Origin of the sequence: Enterobacter huaxiensis (assembly GCF_003594935.2) — a bacterium.
Lineage (GTDB): Bacteria > Pseudomonadota > Gammaproteobacteria > Enterobacterales > Enterobacteriaceae > Enterobacter > Enterobacter huaxiensis.
In genome coordinates this window covers 654,322-671,196 of the sequence record NZ_CP043342.1, presented here as the reverse complement: position 1 = coordinate 671,196, position 16,875 = coordinate 654,322, and the positions used below count along the sequence as shown (strand labels likewise).

14 protein-coding genes and 1 tRNA gene are annotated in these 16,875 nt (G+C 55.1%); 9 read left to right on the top strand and 6 right to left on the bottom strand.

The features are described 5' to 3' along the window. Nucleotides 1-22: 22 nt before the first annotated feature. A complete protein-coding gene (gene tsaD / locus D5067_RS03275; RefSeq protein ID WP_119936932.1) occupies nt 23-1,036 on the bottom strand; it encodes a tRNA (adenosine(37)-N6)-threonylcarbamoyltransferase complex transferase subunit TsaD in 1,014 nt (337 codons plus the stop codon). Between the two features lie 236 nt (nt 1,037-1,272). Here tsaD and rpsU point away from each other — a divergent pair, with 236 nt between their 5' ends. From rpsU to D5067_RS03250, 5 genes are all read left to right on the top strand, one after another. Beyond that, nucleotides 1,273-1,488 (top strand): 30S ribosomal protein S21, encoded by a 216-nt coding sequence (gene rpsU, locus D5067_RS03270; protein ID WP_001144069.1) that lies wholly within the window; start codon nt 1,273-1,275, stop codon nt 1,486-1,488. Between the two features lie 115 nt (nt 1,489-1,603). Further along, complete coding sequence (gene dnaG / locus D5067_RS03265) at nt 1,604-3,349, top strand: DNA primase (protein WP_119936930.1); 1,746 nt, start codon at nt 1,604-1,606, stop codon at nt 3,347-3,349. 153 nt (nt 3,350-3,502) lie between these two features. Next, entirely contained in the window at nt 3,503-5,344 is a 1,842-nt protein-coding gene (gene rpoD, locus D5067_RS03260; RefSeq protein WP_119936929.1) for an RNA polymerase sigma factor RpoD, read from the top strand. Nucleotides 5,345-5,505: 161 nt separating this feature from the next. Continuing rightward, nucleotides 5,506-6,555 (top strand): 7-bladed beta-propeller protein YncE, encoded by a 1,050-nt coding sequence (yncE, locus tag D5067_RS03255; protein ID WP_119936928.1) that lies wholly within the window; start codon nt 5,506-5,508, stop codon nt 6,553-6,555. Nucleotides 6,556-6,565: 10 nt separating this feature from the next. Next, entirely contained in the window at nt 6,566-8,563 is a 1,998-nt protein-coding gene (locus D5067_RS03250; protein ID WP_119936927.1) for a TonB-dependent receptor domain-containing protein, read from the top strand. 30 nt (nt 8,564-8,593) lie between these two features. Here D5067_RS03250 and mug read toward each other — a convergent pair whose 3' ends face one another. Further along, nucleotides 8,594-9,100 (bottom strand): G/U mismatch-specific DNA glycosylase, encoded by a 507-nt coding sequence (mug, locus tag D5067_RS03245; protein WP_119936926.1) that lies wholly within the window; start codon nt 9,098-9,100, stop codon nt 8,594-8,596. A 125-nt stretch (nt 9,101-9,225) separates the two neighbouring features. Between mug and D5067_RS03240 the strand changes: the two genes are divergently transcribed. Both D5067_RS03240 and D5067_RS03235 read left to right on the top strand, forming a co-directional pair. After that, nucleotides 9,226-9,301 (top strand) — tRNA-Ile (locus D5067_RS03240). A gap of 159 nt (nt 9,302-9,460) precedes the next feature. Next, nucleotides 9,461-9,619: a hypothetical protein gene (locus tag D5067_RS03235; RefSeq protein WP_162844785.1), complete on the top strand. Its 159-nt coding sequence runs from the start codon at nt 9,461-9,463 to the stop codon at nt 9,617-9,619. Here the strand turns inward: D5067_RS03235 and D5067_RS03230 are convergent. Next, nucleotides 9,616-10,230, bottom strand: coding sequence for a Fic/DOC family protein (locus D5067_RS03230; protein WP_119936925.1), 615 nt, complete (start codon nt 10,228-10,230; stop codon nt 9,616-9,618). The genes D5067_RS03235 and D5067_RS03230 overlap by 4 nt on opposite strands. A gap of 474 nt (nt 10,231-10,704) precedes the next feature. On the opposite strand from D5067_RS03230, the gene D5067_RS03225 reads away from it, so the two are divergent. Then, on the top strand, nt 10,705-11,874 hold the full coding sequence (locus D5067_RS03225) for a J domain-containing protein (RefSeq protein ID WP_119936924.1): 1,170 nt from the start codon (nt 10,705-10,707) through the stop codon (nt 11,872-11,874). On the opposite strand, the gene D5067_RS03220 is transcribed toward D5067_RS03225, so the two are convergent. Beyond that, nucleotides 11,875-12,639, bottom strand: coding sequence for a siderophore-interacting protein (locus tag D5067_RS03220; RefSeq protein ID WP_119936923.1), 765 nt, complete (start codon nt 12,637-12,639; stop codon nt 11,875-11,877). A gap of 146 nt (nt 12,640-12,785) precedes the next feature. On the opposite strand from D5067_RS03220, the gene D5067_RS03215 reads away from it, so the two are divergent. Beyond that, nucleotides 12,786-13,280 carry a PadR family transcriptional regulator gene (locus D5067_RS03215; protein WP_119936922.1) on the top strand — a complete coding sequence of 165 codons (495 nt, stop codon included), beginning with the start codon at nt 12,786-12,788 and terminating at the stop codon, nt 13,278-13,280. Here D5067_RS03215 and D5067_RS03210 read toward each other — a convergent pair. Both D5067_RS03210 and D5067_RS03205 read right to left on the bottom strand, forming a co-directional pair. Continuing rightward, on the bottom strand, nt 13,277-14,836 hold the full coding sequence (locus D5067_RS03210) for a methyl-accepting chemotaxis protein (RefSeq protein WP_119936921.1): 1,560 nt from the start codon (nt 14,834-14,836) through the stop codon (nt 13,277-13,279). The genes D5067_RS03215 and D5067_RS03210 overlap by 4 nt on opposite strands. A gap of 239 nt (nt 14,837-15,075) precedes the next feature. Further along, nucleotides 15,076-16,596 (bottom strand): methyl-accepting chemotaxis protein, encoded by a 1,521-nt coding sequence (locus D5067_RS03205; RefSeq protein ID WP_119936920.1) that lies wholly within the window; start codon nt 16,594-16,596, stop codon nt 15,076-15,078. Nucleotides 16,597-16,875 lie beyond the last annotated feature (279 nt).

Genomic DNA, 16,875 nt, shown 5'->3' with positions numbered 1-16,875 from the left:
TGGGAGAGGGTTAGGGTGAGGGTTACGCCTCCGGCAGTTCCGCCAGCGGCCAGCGCGGACGCACGGACACGCTCAGGTCGGACGTCGCGCCCGCATTCAGGCGCACCATACCCGCGTAGGCGATCATCGCCCCGTTATCGGTACAGAATTCCGGGCGGGCGTAGAACACCTCTCCACGGCGTTTTTGCATCATCTCGGCGAGCTTCGCGCGCAGGGTGCGGTTAGCGCTCACGCCGCCGGCCATCACCAGACGCTTGAAGCCGGTCTGATCCAGCGCGCGCTTGCACTTGATCATCAGCGTATCCACCACCGCATCTTCAAACGCACGGGCGATGTCGGCACGCGTCTGCTCGTCGTTATCATTATTGCGGATAGTATTGGCCGCGAACGTCTTCAGGCCGGAGAAGCTAAAATCCAGCCCCGGACGGTCGGTCATCGGGCGCGGGAAGACAAAGCGCCCTTCCGTTCCCTGTGCGGCCATTTTCGACAGCATCGGGCCACCCGGATAATCCAGGCCCAGCAGCTTGGCGGTTTTGTCGAAGGCTTCACCGGCCGCATCGTCGATCGACTCGCCCAGCAGCTCGTACTTGCCAATCCCCGTTACGCTAATCAGCTGCGTATGGCCGCCGGAAACCAGCAGCGCAACAAACGGAAACTCTGGCGGATTGTCTTCCAGCATCGGCGCTAAAAGATGCCCTTCCATATGGTGAACCGGGATCGCCGGAACATCCCACGCAAACGCCAGTGAACGACCCACCGTCGCGCCAACCAGCAGCGCGCCGACCAGGCCCGGGCCTGCGGTATACGCCACTGCATCAATCTCTTTTGCCGTTAATCCCGCTTCTTTCAGCGCCGCCTGAATCAGGGGAACCGTTTTACGCACGTGGTCACGAGAGGCCAGTTCAGGCACGACGCCGCCGTAATCAGCATGCAATTTCACCTGACTATACAGTTGGTTGGCCAGTAGCCCTTTTTCGTCGTCGTAAATGGCGATGCCGGTTTCATCGCAGGATGTTTCAATACCCAGTACACGCATGACTTGATTTACCTCGTTTCAATACCGCGCAGTGTAGAGCCTGGGCGGGTTGATGTAAAACTTTGTTCGCCCCAGGAAGAAGGCTCGTGTATACTCCTCACCCTTATTAAAGTCCCTTTCAAAATCGCATCGGTGCTTTACAAAGCAGCAGCATTTGCAGTAAAATTCCGCACCATTTTGAAATAAGCTGGCGTTGATGCCAGCGGCAAACCGAATTTATTAAAGGTGAGAGTTACATGCCGGTAATTAAAGTACGTGAAAACGAGCCGTTCGACGTTGCACTGCGTCGCTTCAAACGTTCATGCGAGAAAGCAGGTGTTCTGGCTGAAGTTCGTCGTCGTGAGTTTTATGAAAAACCAACGACCGAACGTAAGCGCGCTAAAGCTTCTGCAGTGAAACGTCACGCGAAGAAACTGGCTCGCGAAAACGCACGCCGTACTCGTCTGTACTAATTGGTTGAGGGCCAAAGCCCTCAATTGACAGACAGAGTAATAGTCGTAAGGCCGTGCTTCCGGAAGGAATGCGCGGCTTGTTTTCGTTTATAAGTCGCTTAAAATTTTGGGGCATATGGCCGGAAGAATCCCACGCGTATTTATCAATGACCTGCTTGCCAGAACCGACATCGTCGATCTCATCGACGCGCGGGTAAAGCTAAAAAAGCAGGGCAAGAACTACCATGCGTGCTGTCCGTTCCATAACGAAAAAACCCCCTCCTTCACCGTAAACGGTGAAAAGCAGTTCTACCATTGCTTCGGCTGTGGCGCACACGGTAATGCCGTCGATTTTTTGATGAACTACGACAAGCTCGAGTTCGTTGAAACCGTCGAAGAGCTGGCGGCGATGCACAACCTTGAAGTGCCGTATGAAGCGGGCAGTGGGCCAAGTCAGATCGAGCGCCATCAGCGGCAAACGCTGTATCAACTGATGGATGGCCTGAATTCGTTTTATCAACAGTCTCTTAAGCACTCTGCGGCTGAGCCTGCGCGTCAGTATCTGAACAAGCGCGGACTGAGCGACGATGTGATTGCGCGTTTCGCTATTGGTTACGCCCCGCCCGGCTGGGACAACGTGTTAAAGCGTTTTGGCGGCAATAGCGAAGATCGTAAATCCCTCATCGATGCAGGCATGCTGGTCACTAACGACCAGGGACGAAGCTACGACCGCTTCCGTGAACGGGTAATGTTCCCGATCCGCGACAAGCGTGGCCGGGTGATTGGGTTTGGTGGTCGCGTGCTGGGTGACGCCATGCCGAAGTACCTCAACTCCCCGGAAACCGATATTTTCCATAAAGGCCGCCAGCTTTACGGTCTTTATGAGGCGCAGCAGAATAATGCGGAACCTCCGCGTCTTCTGGTCGTCGAAGGCTATATGGACGTCGTGGCGCTGGCGCAGTACGACATCAACTACGCCGTTGCGTCGTTAGGTACGTCCACCACCGCCGATCATATTCAGCTACTGTTCAGGGTGACCAACAACGTCATCTGCTGTTACGACGGTGACCGTGCCGGACGCGATGCCGCCTGGCGCGCGCTGGAAACGGCGCTACCTTATATGACCGACGGGCGTCAGCTGCGCTTTATGTTCCTGCCCGACGGTGAAGACCCGGATACGCTGGTGCGTAAAGAGGGCAAAGCGGCGTTTGAAGCGCGGATGGAGCAGGCTCAGCCGCTCTCCACGTTTTTGTTTAACAGCCTGATGCCGCAGGTCGATTTGAGTACCCCTGACGGGCGCGCGCAGCTCAGTACGCTGGCGCTGCCGTTAATCAGCCAGGTGCCCGGCGAAACGCTGCGCATCTATCTGCGTCAGGAGTTAGGCAACAAGCTCGGCATTCTGGATGACAGCCAGCTTGAACGTTTAATGCCAAAACAGGCTGAAAACGGCTCGGTTCGCCCCGCGCCTCAGCTAAAACGCACAACCATGCGTATACTGATAGGGTTACTGGTGCAAAACCCCGAACTTGCTCCGCAGGTGCCGTCGCTGGCGGGTTTGAACCATGAAAAGCTGCCCGGGCTTGGCTTATTTTCAGAATTGGTCAACACTTGTTTGTCGCAGCCAGGTCTGACCACCGGACAACTTTTAGAACATTATCGTGGCACAAAAGAGGCCGCTACCCTTGAAAAACTGTCGATGTGGGACGATATAGCAGATAAGGATATCGCAGAAAAAACCTTCACCGACTCACTCAACCATATGTTTGATTCGATGCTTGAGTTGCGCCAGGAAGAGTTGATAGCTCGCGAGCGCACACATGGCTTAAGCAGCGAAGAACGCCGGGAGCTCTGGATGTTAAACCAGGAACTGGCGAAGAAATAAAAAATTTAACGGCTTAAGTGCCGAATATCGATCGGGAAGCCCCCGGCAGCCGCACTGAGAGGCAGCGGCAAAAATATAAGTACGCCCTCGCTTTAAAGGTTGGCAGCCCCATCGCCGACACCAATCAAACGAATTAAGTGTGGATACCGTCTTATGGAGCAAAACCCGCAGTCACAGCTGAAACTTCTTGTCCAACGCGGTAAGGAGCAAGGCTATCTGACCTATGCCGAGGTCAATGACCATCTGCCGGAAGATATCGTCGATTCAGACCAAATCGAAGACATCATCCAAATGATCAATGACATGGGCATTCAGGTGATGGAAGAAGCACCGGATGCCGATGATCTGTTGCTGGCTGAAACCTCCAACAACACTGACGAAGATGCGGAAGAAGCTGCTGCACAGGTACTGTCCAGCGTGGAATCTGAAATCGGGCGTACCACTGACCCGGTCCGCATGTACATGCGCGAAATGGGTACCGTTGAGCTGTTGACCCGCGAAGGCGAAATTGACATCGCTAAACGCATCGAAGACGGGATCAACCAGGTTCAGTGCTCTGTTGCTGAATACCCGGAAGCGATCACCTATCTGCTGGAGCAGTACGATCGCGTTGAAGCGGAAGAAGCTCGCCTGTCCGACCTTATCACCGGCTTTGTCGACCCGAACGCTGAAGAAGATATGGCGCCAACCGCCACTCACGTCGGTTCTGAACTGTCTCAGGAAGAGATGGATGACGAAGAAGAAGAGGATGAGGAAGAAGAAGACGACAGCGACGATGACAACAGCATCGACCCTGAGCTGGCGCGTGAGAAATTTGGTGAGCTGCGTACCCAGTACGAACTGGCTCGCGACACCATCAAGGCAAAAGGCCGCAGCCACGCTGCCGCTCAGGAAGAGATCCTGAAACTGTCTGAAGTCTTCAAACAGTTCCGCCTGGTGCCAAAACAGTTCGATTACCTGGTTAACAGCATGCGCATCATGATGGATCGCGTGCGTACCCAGGAACGCATCATCATGAAGCTGTGTGTTGAACAGTGCAAAATGCCGAAGAAGAACTTCATCACCCTCTTCACCGGCAACGAAACCAGCGAAACCTGGTTCAACGCCGCTATCGCGATGAACAAGCCGTGGTCTGAAAAACTGCTCGACGTGAAAGAAGACGTGCAGCGCGGCCTGATGAAACTGCAGCAAATTGAAGAAGAAACCGGCCTGACCATTGAGCAGGTGAAGGACATCAACCGTCGCATGTCTATCGGTGAAGCGAAAGCGCGCCGTGCGAAGAAAGAGATGGTTGAAGCGAACTTACGTCTGGTTATCTCTATCGCCAAGAAATACACCAACCGTGGCCTGCAGTTCCTGGATCTGATTCAGGAAGGTAACATCGGTCTGATGAAAGCGGTTGATAAGTTTGAATACCGTCGTGGTTACAAGTTCTCCACCTATGCTACCTGGTGGATCCGTCAGGCGATCACCCGCTCTATCGCAGACCAGGCGCGCACCATCCGTATTCCGGTGCATATGATTGAGACGATTAACAAGCTCAACCGTATCTCCCGCCAGATGCTGCAAGAGATGGGCCGCGAGCCGACGCCGGAAGAGCTGGCTGAGCGCATGCTGATGCCGGAAGACAAGATCCGTAAAGTGCTGAAGATCGCAAAAGAGCCTATCTCCATGGAAACACCAATCGGTGATGATGAAGATTCGCATCTGGGCGATTTCATCGAGGATACCACCCTCGAGCTGCCGCTGGACTCTGCGACCACCGAGAGCCTTCGTGCTGCTACGCACGACGTTCTGGCTGGCCTGACCGCCCGTGAAGCAAAAGTGCTGCGTATGCGTTTCGGTATCGACATGAACACCGACCACACGCTGGAAGAAGTGGGTAAACAGTTCGACGTTACCCGCGAACGTATCCGTCAGATCGAAGCGAAGGCGCTGCGTAAGCTGCGTCATCCAAGCCGCTCTGAAGTGCTGCGTAGCTTCCTGGACGACTAATCGGTCCTGAAAATGAAAGCTCCCTTATGGGAGCTTTTTTTTTGGGTTTTTTCCCCACAGTACAAAAGTTGGTAGGGGCATCCACACATAGATGCAATTGTAAATGATACTTATTTTCATTATCATTTTTCTTTTCGTAAACTACTGTAAAGAAAAATTACATGAATTTCAGAACATTAAAAAACTACTCCCTCTGCGCGCTCGCCCTTTCTCTGTCAGTGCATGCTGGTACTGCTCTGGCGAAGGACTTCACCGAGGCGCAGTTCGCGTCTCAGCCTCTGGGCCACGGGGTCTATGAACTGGCGTATGACGCCGGGCAGAAATCTCTCTATGCGGCCTCAGCCCCCTCTTTTGACAAAGACAAAACGGCCGGGGAAGTCTTCAGGCTTTCAGCCGGCTCGCTGAAGATCGATCAGCGTATAACCACGCAACGCCGTCCTTTTGCCGTCTCCCTGGATGAGCCGAACCATATCCTCTGGTTAGGCAACGCGCTGGATGGCTCAGTCACCCTGCTGGATACGCGCACCAACAAAGAGGTCAAAACCCTGCAGCTTGCGGATGCTGAGAGTAAGGCCCACGTTCGCGAAGTGGTTCTCGACAAAAAACATAACCGCCTCTATGTCTCCGGCATTGGCAGCGAAAATAAAGGCGTGCTGTGGGTTGTCGACACGCAAAATCAGCAGCTTCTGCACACCCTGAAACAGAGGGATCCGGTCGGCTTTGCCGTCGATGAAGCGGGCGACAAAGTGTATGCCGTCACCGGCAGCGGCGAACTGATTACCCTGGATGGCAAGACCTCCCGGGAGCTCTCCCGCGTGAAGGTTGACCCAGCTGAACCTAAACACTACTTCCTGAACATCGCTCTGAACACCGCCAGGGGCATTGGCTTTATAGCGGACACCAATACCGCCGACGTGCTGGTTGTAAAACTCGACAGCGGTAAGATCGTTCATCGCGTGCCTACCCCGAACTCTATCGCCGCGGTCTACAATGCTGCGCGCAACGAAGTGTACGTCACCCACCGCAACGCCCGTCAGATAAGCGTTATCGATGCCAGCACCTACGGCCTGAAGCACACCATCAAAACGGCAGCCATGCCGAACAGCATGGTGCTTTCACCTGACGGTAAAACGCTCTTTGTCAGCGTGAAGCAGGATGAGAAAGCCAGCAAGGCAGACTACGTGCTTAAACTCGATTTAACCCAATTTTGAGGATGGCGTTGTGATTAACCAGACACATACGGCACTGGCGATTTCGCTCGCCCTCGCCACCCTACCCGCAGCGGTTTTCGCGGAAGAGACCGCGCCTGCCGGTGAAGATCAGCTCGTGGTCACCGCCACCGGCTTCGCGCAGGAGCGCCGCGAGGCGCCCGCGACCATCTCCGTCGTTGGCGAGAAAGAGCTGAACACCCGCTCCAACCAGAACGTCACCGAAGCGCTTCGCGAGATGCCCGGCGTCTTAGTGGGCAACGGTAACGGCAGCCTTGCCACGGGCGACGTCCAGATGCGCGGCATGGACTCGACCTATACCTCCTACATGGTGAACGGGATCAAGCAAGGAACGCGTGAGTCCCGCCCTTACGGGCACCATATCGGCACCGAAGCGGCCTTTTTACCGCCGCTTGCCGCCATCGAGCGCATCGAGGTGATCCGCGGGCCGATGTCCTCCCTGTATGGATCGGACTCCATCGGCGGCGTGGTCAACGTCATTACCAAAAAGGGCTACAGCCTGGATGCATGGACCGGCGTGCTGGAAAACAACTACTTCCTGCAGGAGAAGAGCGAGTACGGCAACACCAACCAGACCAACGCCTTTTTGATGGGGCCGGTCATTCCGGGCAAGCTCGGGGTAAGCGTGGCGGCGGATTATCTTGACCGTCGCGATGACGACAGCCAGAACGACGAGCGCTTTGTAAAGCACCAGGCCGGCAACCTGGATGCGACCATCAGTATGTCGCCGACAGACACCCAGCTTTGGGATTTGAACGTCGTCAAAGGCCATCAGGAAAAATCGCACAACGATAAAGCCTGGGAGTGGGATTTTGATCGCGACGCGGCGTCGCTGTCTCAGCACGCCTGGTACGGTGACGATCTTCTGGAGGTAAAAAATTTCGTCAGCTACGAGAACGCTAAAACCGAATACCGCGTGCCGGGCATGGACTCACAGTTTATCAAGCAGCGTAACTATGAGGCCAACAGCGCGAATACCTTCTCGCTTGGCGACCACAAGCTGACGCTGGGGATCAACTTCACCCGCAACGAGCTGGACGACACCTTCGGCATCGAAGACAAAGAGGTGCCGGGCGTCACGCCGGTGAGCAAAATCACCCGTAACGGCTGGGCGGTATTTGCCGAAGACGCGTGGATGATGGTGCCTGACTTCACGCTGACAACCTCGGCACGTCTGGATCACGACAGCTACTTTGGCTACCACGTGACGCCAAAACTCTACGGTAACTGGACCATTGATGAAAGCTGGGCGCTGAAGGGCGGCGTATCGGCAGGCTATAAAAAACCGGATCTGCGTGAGAACAACGAAGGTTTCACCAGCGTCTACGGCGCCTATCCGTATTCCTTTATCGGCATCGGGAACGATGACCTGAAGCCTGAGCAGAGCGTCAACACCGAGCTGGGCGTCTACTGGCAAGAGGACTCCCTCGCGCTGGATGCCACCGTGTTCTTCACCAAATTCAAAGACAAGATCAGCGATTACACCATCTGTACGGCAACCGCCACGCAGAAGTGTATTTACAACGGGTATGAAGCGGAAGAGGTCTCTCAGTACTTCAACGTCAGCGACGCGGAGATTTATGGTCTGGAGCTGAACGGTGACTGGCAGGTAACGGCCGCGCTGAAGGCAAACGCAAACTATACCTATACCCACAGCGAACAAAAAAGCGGCCAGTATAAGGGTGAGGCGCTGAACGAATTCCCGAGCAGCATGGCCAACCTGTCACTCACGTGGAACGCGCTTAACGACCTTGAGCTGTGGAGCAAAGCCAGCTGGCGCAGCAATACGCCGAACACCGGCAAATCAACATCAACCGAGGCCTATGCGCTGATCGATTTAGGCGCACGCTACCACCTCAACAAGCGCACCACGCTGATGGCGGGGGTCTACAACCTGTTCGACGTGAACCCAATCTACAAAACGTCCTACAACCAGTCCTCCATCCTGGAAGGACGCCGCTACAACATGGGCGCACGCGTCGAGTTCTGATAATGACGCCGGAGCCTCTGGCTCCGGCTGTTACAGCCCGCGCACCATGAGTGCCTCATCAAGTTCCCGATACGCCTCAACCAGCTTATCCAGCGTCGCCCTGTTCAACCCGCTTGGGTTCGGCAGCACCCACACCTGCGTCACGCCAATCATGATGCTCTGCTTGCCCCACTGCGCCCCGCGCTGGCTGAAAGCCTGCTCGTAGGCCTGCTTGCCGAGGATCGCCAGTGCCGCAGGCTGATAGTCTTCAATTTTCCTGATCAACTCACGCCCGCCCGTGCGCAGCTCATGCAGGTTTACTTCCGTTGCCTGCACCGTGGGGCGCTCGACCAGCATGGTAATCCCACAGCGCGTATCCAGCAGATGTTGCTCTTCTTCAGGCTTCAGGAGCCTGTCGGTAAACCCTGCCTGATAGATCACTTTCCAGAAGCGGTTTCCAGGATGGGCGAAGTGAAAACCGGTGTGCGCCGAGGACTTGCCGGGGTTGATTCCACAGAATACCACCCGCAGGCCGGGGGCCAGAATGTCGTTGATCATCTTTACTCCCAATCGATACATCGTTAAGGAAGTATAAAGGATTGATTATGCATTGTTTATAAAAACAGCAGGCAGGTGTGAATGGCTGGATTGCTGAGGGGAGTTACTTTATAATTCACCGCCACGGCCCCTTAGCTCAGTGGTTAGAGCAGGCGACTCATAATCGCTTGGTCGCTGGTTCAAGTCCAGCAGGGGCCACCAAATACAGCAAGGGCTGGAGAGAAATCTCCGGCCCTTTTGCTTTTCTCATGTGATACTTCACAGAGATAATATGAATGACATTCGCAATGTAGGAATGATGCATTCCCGCTTGCAGACCTTACTCCCTGAAACTACAATCTCGAAAAAAGAGGTTCTGAAATGACCAAACAATCAACCCCAGCGCGAGTCACTAAATCACAGATCTATCGCTCAGTTGCAAGCTCGACGGCAATTGAAACAGGTGAGTCAGTTCAAAAAATTGAGCAGCAGCTCAAGCGTAATCTATCACGTGCCAAAACCATCGGCCTTGCACGTTAATGTGGCAGGATATCACTTACCAGCCGGATCATAGGCGTGTAGTTTCCGGACATGCCTGCCTGTATCGCCTTGAAGTAAAAATCTTTATGCATGTCCCATAAACTGTAATCCAGTATTCCTTGTCCTGCTCGTACGCATAAAACGTCGAATATTAAACGCGACAAACGCCCATTTCCCTCACGAAACGGGTGGATCAAAATAAATTCAACATGGCATTCAGCCAGGAAAGTAACAAGCTCAGGTCGAGAAAGAGCATCCAGAAACGTAACTCGGGTAAGAAACCGTTCTTCAAATTCGCTTAACAGCCCGGGGACTCGATCCGCAGAAGCAAACTGGAAGCCACCTTTCGCCAAATTCGTATTGCGCAACTTTCCCGCCCATTCATAAACATTCCCTAGCCATTGACGATGCCAGTCTGATATGTGTCCAAATGTCATCACGTCAGGGATATGATTGGTAATGAACAACTTTTCATAAAGAATTAATAACAAGCCAGACTCAAGTTCTTCCATTTCCTGTGAATCAACGATCCCCAGCTTATTGAGAAGTACTGCTTCGTTCGACCCAGGCTGATAGCGCTCTTCTACGGAATTTAAAGTGTACTTTGCCAAGCCATTTTCTCCCTTAAGAGTGACATTATCGCCAGCCTCACTTCACGTCGACTTATGCGTTAAGTATGGATCCCGTAATGAATTCCGCAGCATATACACCATGCCCTGAAGCAATACAGCCAGACCCTCTGATCACAGGCATAACGAGTGTATTACTCAGTAATACCTGCGGGTACATTCACAAATCTTATTTAAAATTCAACAGCCCAGGATAAGTAGGCGGATGCAAGTTCTCCTGCAACACGCTCAACTTACTCCTGCCCCTGCCTTTCAAAAAAGCGAATTCCCTGACCACATCTAGCTTCTGCGATCCTCCTTCCATAATCGCCGATACATACCCCTAACTCTTTCACAAACCCTAAAAACTAAAGAAATCCCCCATCGCGCCGATCATCATCCGTGTGTATTATTTCCTGTAGCTTTTACAACAACTAACCTTAACTCAAATACTTAAGCGCCAGAGCGAAAGGCATCATGAGCACACCGATCAAACGGCTAGAAATCATTAAAAATGCCATCGAACTGGAAGATGACGACATCATCCAGAGCCAGCTGACGCGGCTGAAAAATGAAGCGTTTGACGATGAGCTACAGGCAATCGTCGTGGCGCTTGAGCAGAAGAATTACACCGCTGCCATTAGAGCCATCACCGCATGGCTACAGAGCCAGCGCGCCGTTACCCCGTGGCGCGATCCGCAGGTGGCGGCCAGCAAGCTGGAGCTGAAGGCGCTGGAGGAGCGTCTGCGCGATCTTATTGACCGCCGCAACGCCCGCGTACAGCAGCTTGATGAGTTCAACGATCTCTATTTCTCCCGCCTCGGGCCGCTGATGCAGCAGATCCTCGCCCTGCGTAAAACGCTGGCCGAGCTAAATCTGCGTCGTCAGCAGGCGGAGGCGCGTCGTCGTGAAGAGGATTATCGCCGCTGCCAGCGCTATATGGCGCAGGCCGTAGAGGTGCTGGCAACGCTCACCCAGCGCTGGCGCGATCTGCCTGCCGATTCCGTACAGGCCGCAGACGCGCGCAAACAGCTGCAGCAGCAAAGCAGTCTGATTGCCAATCTGCTGGCCGAAGCGCTGGAGCTGGAGAGTGGCTTAACCCGTGAAGAAGAGCCTGCCCGTCAGGCGTGCGATGAGGCCCACGACGAGTATGAGAAGTACCGCGAACAGCATCACGATGCCGAAGTGCGTCTGCGCAAGGGGAAAGATCTCTCGGAAGAGGATCGGAACGAGCTGAAGCGGCTGTGGCGTCAGGCGAGCAGGCTGTGCCACCCGGATCTGGTTGCGGACGATCTGAAAGAAGAAGCCAATACCATGATGGTGCAGCTCAACCAGGCCAAACAGCGCGGCGACGTTAAGGCCATTCGCTCGCTGGTGGCGCGCCTGCAACAGGGCTTTGAGCCGCTGATGGCGAGCGACAGGCTGAACGACCTGGAGCGTATCCGCAAAAAAATGGCGCAGGTTCGCGAGCAAATCGACACCCTGGTGAACGAGCTGGCGGAGCTGGAGAAAGAAGAGTCCTGGCTGCTGGTCTCCTCGCTGAACAATATGGAAGCCTACTTTGCTCAGCAGGAGAAAGCGCTGCACGAGGTCCGCGCCTCGCTCGAACATCAGGTAAGCGAAGCGCAGCTGGATTCAGCGGCCTGATTATTTCGCGTGCCAGTATGCGCTGGCACGCACCAGCTGTTGGTCAATTGCGTCGGTTTCAAACTGACGGCTCAGGTTTTTAACCACCTTCCCTTCCCCGGTCAGCCAGATAAAATAATCCGCCTCCGGCACGGATAGCGCGGCCAGATGCTCCGCCACCGTCTGTTCGCTGTGGCCCACAACCCAGGTGATGTTGAATTCACTCAGGTGAGCCAGATAATCCTTATAAGACGCATCGCTCACGGTGACCACCGCACGTACGTTCGGGCGGATCGGCAGTTTTGCGATGCCCTCTAAACGGCGGCGCAGCGCGGGCATGCCGGACTCGTCGCAGACGTAGAGCTGCCAGGCGTAATCTTCCGGCACCACCAGCGAACCGCGCGGCCCGCCGATAGTGAGTTTGTCGCCGGGCTTCGCCGCGACAGCCCAGCTGCTGGCCACCCCACCCGCATGAATGAAGAAGTCGAGCACCAGCTCATGATTCACTTCATCATACAGCGGCGTATAGTCACGCGCCTGCGGGCGCACGCCTTCACCCCAGCTGATGCCCTCATCCGTGACTACCGGCGGCTCAAAGGAGGTACCCGGTGCGGGGAAAAAGACCTTGGTGTGGTCGTCAAAACCGCGGGAGCTAAAGCCCTCCAGCGCCTCGCCGCCGAGAACGATGCGCTGGAAGCCAGCGGTAACGCGCTCAACGCGGAGCACGTTCAGCTCGCGAAAGCGCAGGTCGTTGCGGACACGTTGAGGGTAACGGGTTGATGTCATTTTTATGCCCTTCTCAGGTGAATACGATATATCTAAATTAATTTTAGATGATAATGATTGCTATTAACCAAGAATGCAAGATCTTTTAGATTGCATCTGAATATATCTAAGATATAGTTTAGATATATCAATTTCAGAGGTTCACTATGCGACACGGACACGACGGCGGCGGGCGCCGTCCACGATTCTTTGGCCACGGCGACCTGCGGCTGGTGATCCTGGATATCCTGACGCGTAACGCGAGCCACGGGTATGAGCTGATCAAAGCGATCGAGAACCTGACGCAGGGGAACTATACCCCGAGCCCCGGCGTGATCTACCCGACCCTGGATTACCTGCAGGATCGGTCGTTTATCACCATTACCGAAGAAGAGAACGGCCGCAAGAAGATTGCGATTACCGTCGAAGGACAACGCTGGCTGGACGATAACCGGGAACAGCTGGAACAGATTCAGGTGCGTATTAAAGCCCGCAGCGTCGGCTTCCAGCTGCGCAAAAACCCGCAGATGAAGCGGGCGCTGGATAACTTTAAAGCGGTGCTGGACCTGAAGGTAAACCAGGGAGAGCTCAGCGACGCGCAGCTCAAGCAGATTATCGGCGTAATCGACCGCGCGGCGCTGGAGATCTCCCAGCTGGATTAAGCCAGCGCGTGCTCGCTCACGCGGAAGACGTGAACCAGCGCCTTCAGGTGCATCGCCTGCTCGTTCAGCGAGGCCGCCGCCGCAACGGACTCCTCCACCAGCGCGGAGTTCTGCTGGGTGGTGGCGTCAATCAGGCCAATCGCGCTGTTAATCTGCGAGATGCCCTCCGTCTGCTCGTGGCTGGCCTGACGGATCTCGCGCAGAATCACGTCCATCTCCTCCACGTTGCCAACCATCCCGTTGATCAGCCCGCTGGCCTTCTCGACCAGGTTCATCCCGTCCTGGGTCTGGCTGCTTGAGCTTTCAATCAGCTGGCGAATTTCACTCGCCGATGACGCGCTTTTCTGCGCCAGCTGGCGCACTTCGCCCGCCACCACCGCAAAGCCGCGGCCGTGCTCGCCCGCACGCGCCGCCTCGACCGCCGCGTTGAGCGCCAGAATGTTGGTCTGGAAGGCAATGGCGTCGATCAGGTCGATAATGTCGGACATCCGGTTAGACGTTTCGTTTATCAGGCGCATTTTGCTGGTCACCTGTTTCATCATCTCACCGTTATTTTTGACAACCGTCGCGGCACCGGCGGAAAGGGTGGTCGCTTCTCCGGTGTGCGACGCGGTATTTTTCACCGTCGCGGTGATCTGCTCCATCGAGGCAGCCGTCTGTTCCACGGAGCTGGCCTGCTCCTCCGTGCGCGCGGCCAGATCCTGATTACCCGCGACAATCTGCGCCGCAGCGCTGGAGATGTTCTCCGAACCGGTCTGCACCTGCTGGACGATGTCCAGCAGGCGGGTCTTCATCTCCATCAGCGCGGTAAGCAGCAGGCCGGTTTCGTCTTTACCATGAGAGGCAATGCTGCCGGTCAGATCGCCGTCGGCAATGGCTTCCGCAAAGTTCACCGCCTGTCCCAGCGGGCGGGTGATGGAGCGCACGATAAACCAGCCAATCACGCTGCCCACCACCACGCTGAAGAGGGTGATCAGGATCAGCACAAGGCGGTTGGTTCGGAAGTCATCGTCGACCTGCGCGCCTGCGCTCTGCATTTCGCCGTTTTGAATGGCAATCAGCGCCTGCACCTTCGCTTTGTAGGCCTGCTGAACGGTAATCGTTTTGGTCATCATCTCCCGGATGGCACCCGCACGATCGTTATCCTGTACCGCCTGCAAAATACGGTAGCGCGAATCCAGGTACTGCTGGCGCACATCCCGGATATCCGCCAGCACCTGCTGGGATTTTGCATCCTGCAGCGCGTTGTTCAGCTCACCGAGGATCACGGTGATCTGCTCGCTGATCTCCTTTAAGCGCTGCTGTGACTGCGCCGTATACGTCCCCTGCTCATCCAGCAGCATGAGCTGCTGAGTGCTGATAAATTCCTGGAAATTGTCGATTAGCTGGTTGGCTTTTACCGTGGTTGGATAATCGCTGCTGATGATGGTTTGCATTCCGTTGTTCGCCCGGTTCAGGCTCAGCAGGGAAAGACTCGCGCTCACCACCATCAGAACAATAAAGAACCCAAACGCCAGAAATAATTTCGTGCCGATCTTTACGTCATGTAAGAACATATTTACTCCATCGATGTGATTATTTCTCAGACGATCACCGTTATCGGTAACTTTTTCGCTAACTTTATGACTTTGATCGTTTTTTTCTTTAGCGACGTCGAGTAAGCGCAGGGGGAGGAATAAAAAAACCGGCGTTTTTTAGTTATTTAATATTTATTTAACAACCTTGATAATTCAGAAAAAGAAAAAGCCGTTTATCCCTAAAGGAAATAAACGGCTTTGCCAAAACATAAAACGACTCAGTGGAGCACGGTTACCGCATCTTCAAGACGCCCGGCTCGGTGCTTCACCATGGCAGAGATCTGCGCGCTCTCTTCTACCAGATCGGCATTTTTCTGGGTGATGCCATCCAGTTCCGCCACGGCGCGGGTTAATTCCGACAGCCCGGTGGCCTGTTCAGAGGTGGAGTGGCTGATCTGGGCGATAAGCTGGGTGACGTTTTTCACCTGCTCAACAATATCATCCATGGTGCGGCCCGCCGCGTGAACCTGATCGGAGCCGGACTGTACCTTGCTGGCGCTGGCATCGATCAGCTTACGAATGTCGTTCGCCGCGTTGGCGCTGCGGCTGGCGAGATGGCGCACTTCACCTGCCACCACCGCAAAGCCCTTGCCCTGCTCACCGGCCCTTGCTGCCTCAACCGCGGCGTTTAGCGCCAGAATGTTGGTCTGGAAAGCGATGTCGTTAATCAGCGAGGTGATGGATCCTATCCGCTGGGTGCTGTCGGCAATGTCGTCCATGGTTTTTACCACCGTCTGCATCGCGTTCCCGCCCTTCGTTGCCGCGCTGCTGGCCGCGACGGAGAGCTTGTCCACCTCAGCGGCGGTTTCCGAATTGCTCTGGACCGACGCCGCCATCTGGTTCATCGTCGCCACGGTCTGCTGCACGTTGGTGACGGTCTGGCGCGTGCGGTCGTTGAGATCCTCATTGCCCTGCGCCAGCCTGTCGCTGCCGTCGCGCACGCTCACCACCTGGCTTGAAACGTCATTGATCAGCCAGCGACACATCAGCCCCAGCTGCCCGACGGCGCGCAGCGTCAGCCCTAACTCATCGCTGCGGTTCAGGTGCTGCACGCTGTTGCGCTCGCCGGTTGCCACCTTCAGCGCCTGTCGCGCTACGTTTTCCACCGGGCGAACAATCTGCTGTTCAAACAGCAGCGTCCCCAGCAGCATAACAACGGCGACGGCGGCATAAGCAGCCCAGGCCGCAGAGGTTGCCGCCAGCGTTGCCGCCAGTGCCGCAAACACCACCGCCATCACCCCGCGCACTCGCCAGCGCAGCGGCAGAGCCGGCAGCCTGCCGAGCCAGCCTTTTCTGACCACCAGCCCTTTGTGAATGCGCTTGCTGCAACGGCCTTCATTCAGCGCTTTATAGAGCGGCTCCACGGCCGCAACCTCTTCTGCCGTCGCCTTCGCGCGAATCGACATATAGCCCGTCACCTGCCCGCGGCGCACCATGGGTACGGCGTTGGCGCGTACCCAGTAATGATCGCCATTTTTGCGGCGGTTCTTGACGATCCCGCTCCACGGCTCCCCCTTTTGCAGCGTGTACCACATATCGGCAAAGGCGGCTTTTGGCATATCGGGGTGGCGCACCAGGTTGTGCGGTTGTCCCAAAAGTTCCTTGAGGGAGTAACCGCTTACTTGTACGAAAGTATCGTTGGTGTGGGTCATGTAGCTGTCGAGATCGGTGGTCGACATGAGCGTGGTGTCATCGTCCAGGAGATATTCGTTCTGGGTGACAAAGGCAGGAGAGGACATGCAGGCATTCCTTGCAGGTTATTCGAATGTTAATTTTGTGGTTTATTGTTTTTTCGGCGGTAAACAATTTATCTTTAGTTGTTAAATCCGATCGGGATCGCAAATTTCAGTTAAACCGCACTTTTTGTAAGATTTTATAATTGATTGATTTAAAATACTTTCGCAAAGAAATTACTCACAAAGCATGATGTGTTAACGCCCACTTAAGAAGCAGCCCATGCACCACACCGGTGCGCATGCCCCCTTTCGGCAAAAAGCCTAAGCCCACCGCGTCATGCC

Excerpts from the sequence above, each read along its gene's own strand:
- D5067_RS03225 (WP_119936924.1), top strand. The coding sequence starts at position 10,705 with ATGAGCACACCGATCAAACGGCTAGAAATCATTAAAAATGCCATCGAA.
- mug (WP_119936926.1), bottom strand. The coding sequence starts at position 9,100 with ATGATCAACGACATTCTGGCCCCCGGCCTGCGGGTGGTATTCTGTGGA.
- D5067_RS03205 (WP_119936920.1), bottom strand. The coding sequence starts at position 16,596 with ATGTCCTCTCCTGCCTTTGTCACCCAGAACGAATATCTCCTGGACGAT.
- rpsU (WP_001144069.1), top strand. The coding sequence starts at position 1,273 with ATGCCGGTAATTAAAGTACGTGAAAACGAGCCGTTCGACGTTGCACTG.
- D5067_RS03210 (WP_119936921.1), bottom strand. The coding sequence starts at position 14,836 with ATGTTCTTACATGACGTAAAGATCGGCACGAAATTATTTCTGGCGTTT.
- D5067_RS03215 (WP_119936922.1), top strand. The coding sequence starts at position 12,786 with ATGCGACACGGACACGACGGCGGCGGGCGCCGTCCACGATTCTTTGGC.
- rpoD (WP_119936929.1), top strand. The coding sequence starts at position 3,503 with ATGGAGCAAAACCCGCAGTCACAGCTGAAACTTCTTGTCCAACGCGGT.
- tsaD (WP_119936932.1), bottom strand. The coding sequence starts at position 1,036 with ATGCGTGTACTGGGTATTGAAACATCCTGCGATGAAACCGGCATCGCC.
- yncE (WP_119936928.1), top strand. The coding sequence starts at position 5,506 with ATGAATTTCAGAACATTAAAAAACTACTCCCTCTGCGCGCTCGCCCTT.
- D5067_RS03220 (WP_119936923.1), bottom strand. The coding sequence starts at position 12,639 with ATGACATCAACCCGTTACCCTCAACGTGTCCGCAACGACCTGCGCTTT.
- dnaG (WP_119936930.1), top strand. The coding sequence starts at position 1,604 with ATGGCCGGAAGAATCCCACGCGTATTTATCAATGACCTGCTTGCCAGA.
- D5067_RS03235 (WP_162844785.1), top strand. The coding sequence starts at position 9,461 with ATGACCAAACAATCAACCCCAGCGCGAGTCACTAAATCACAGATCTAT.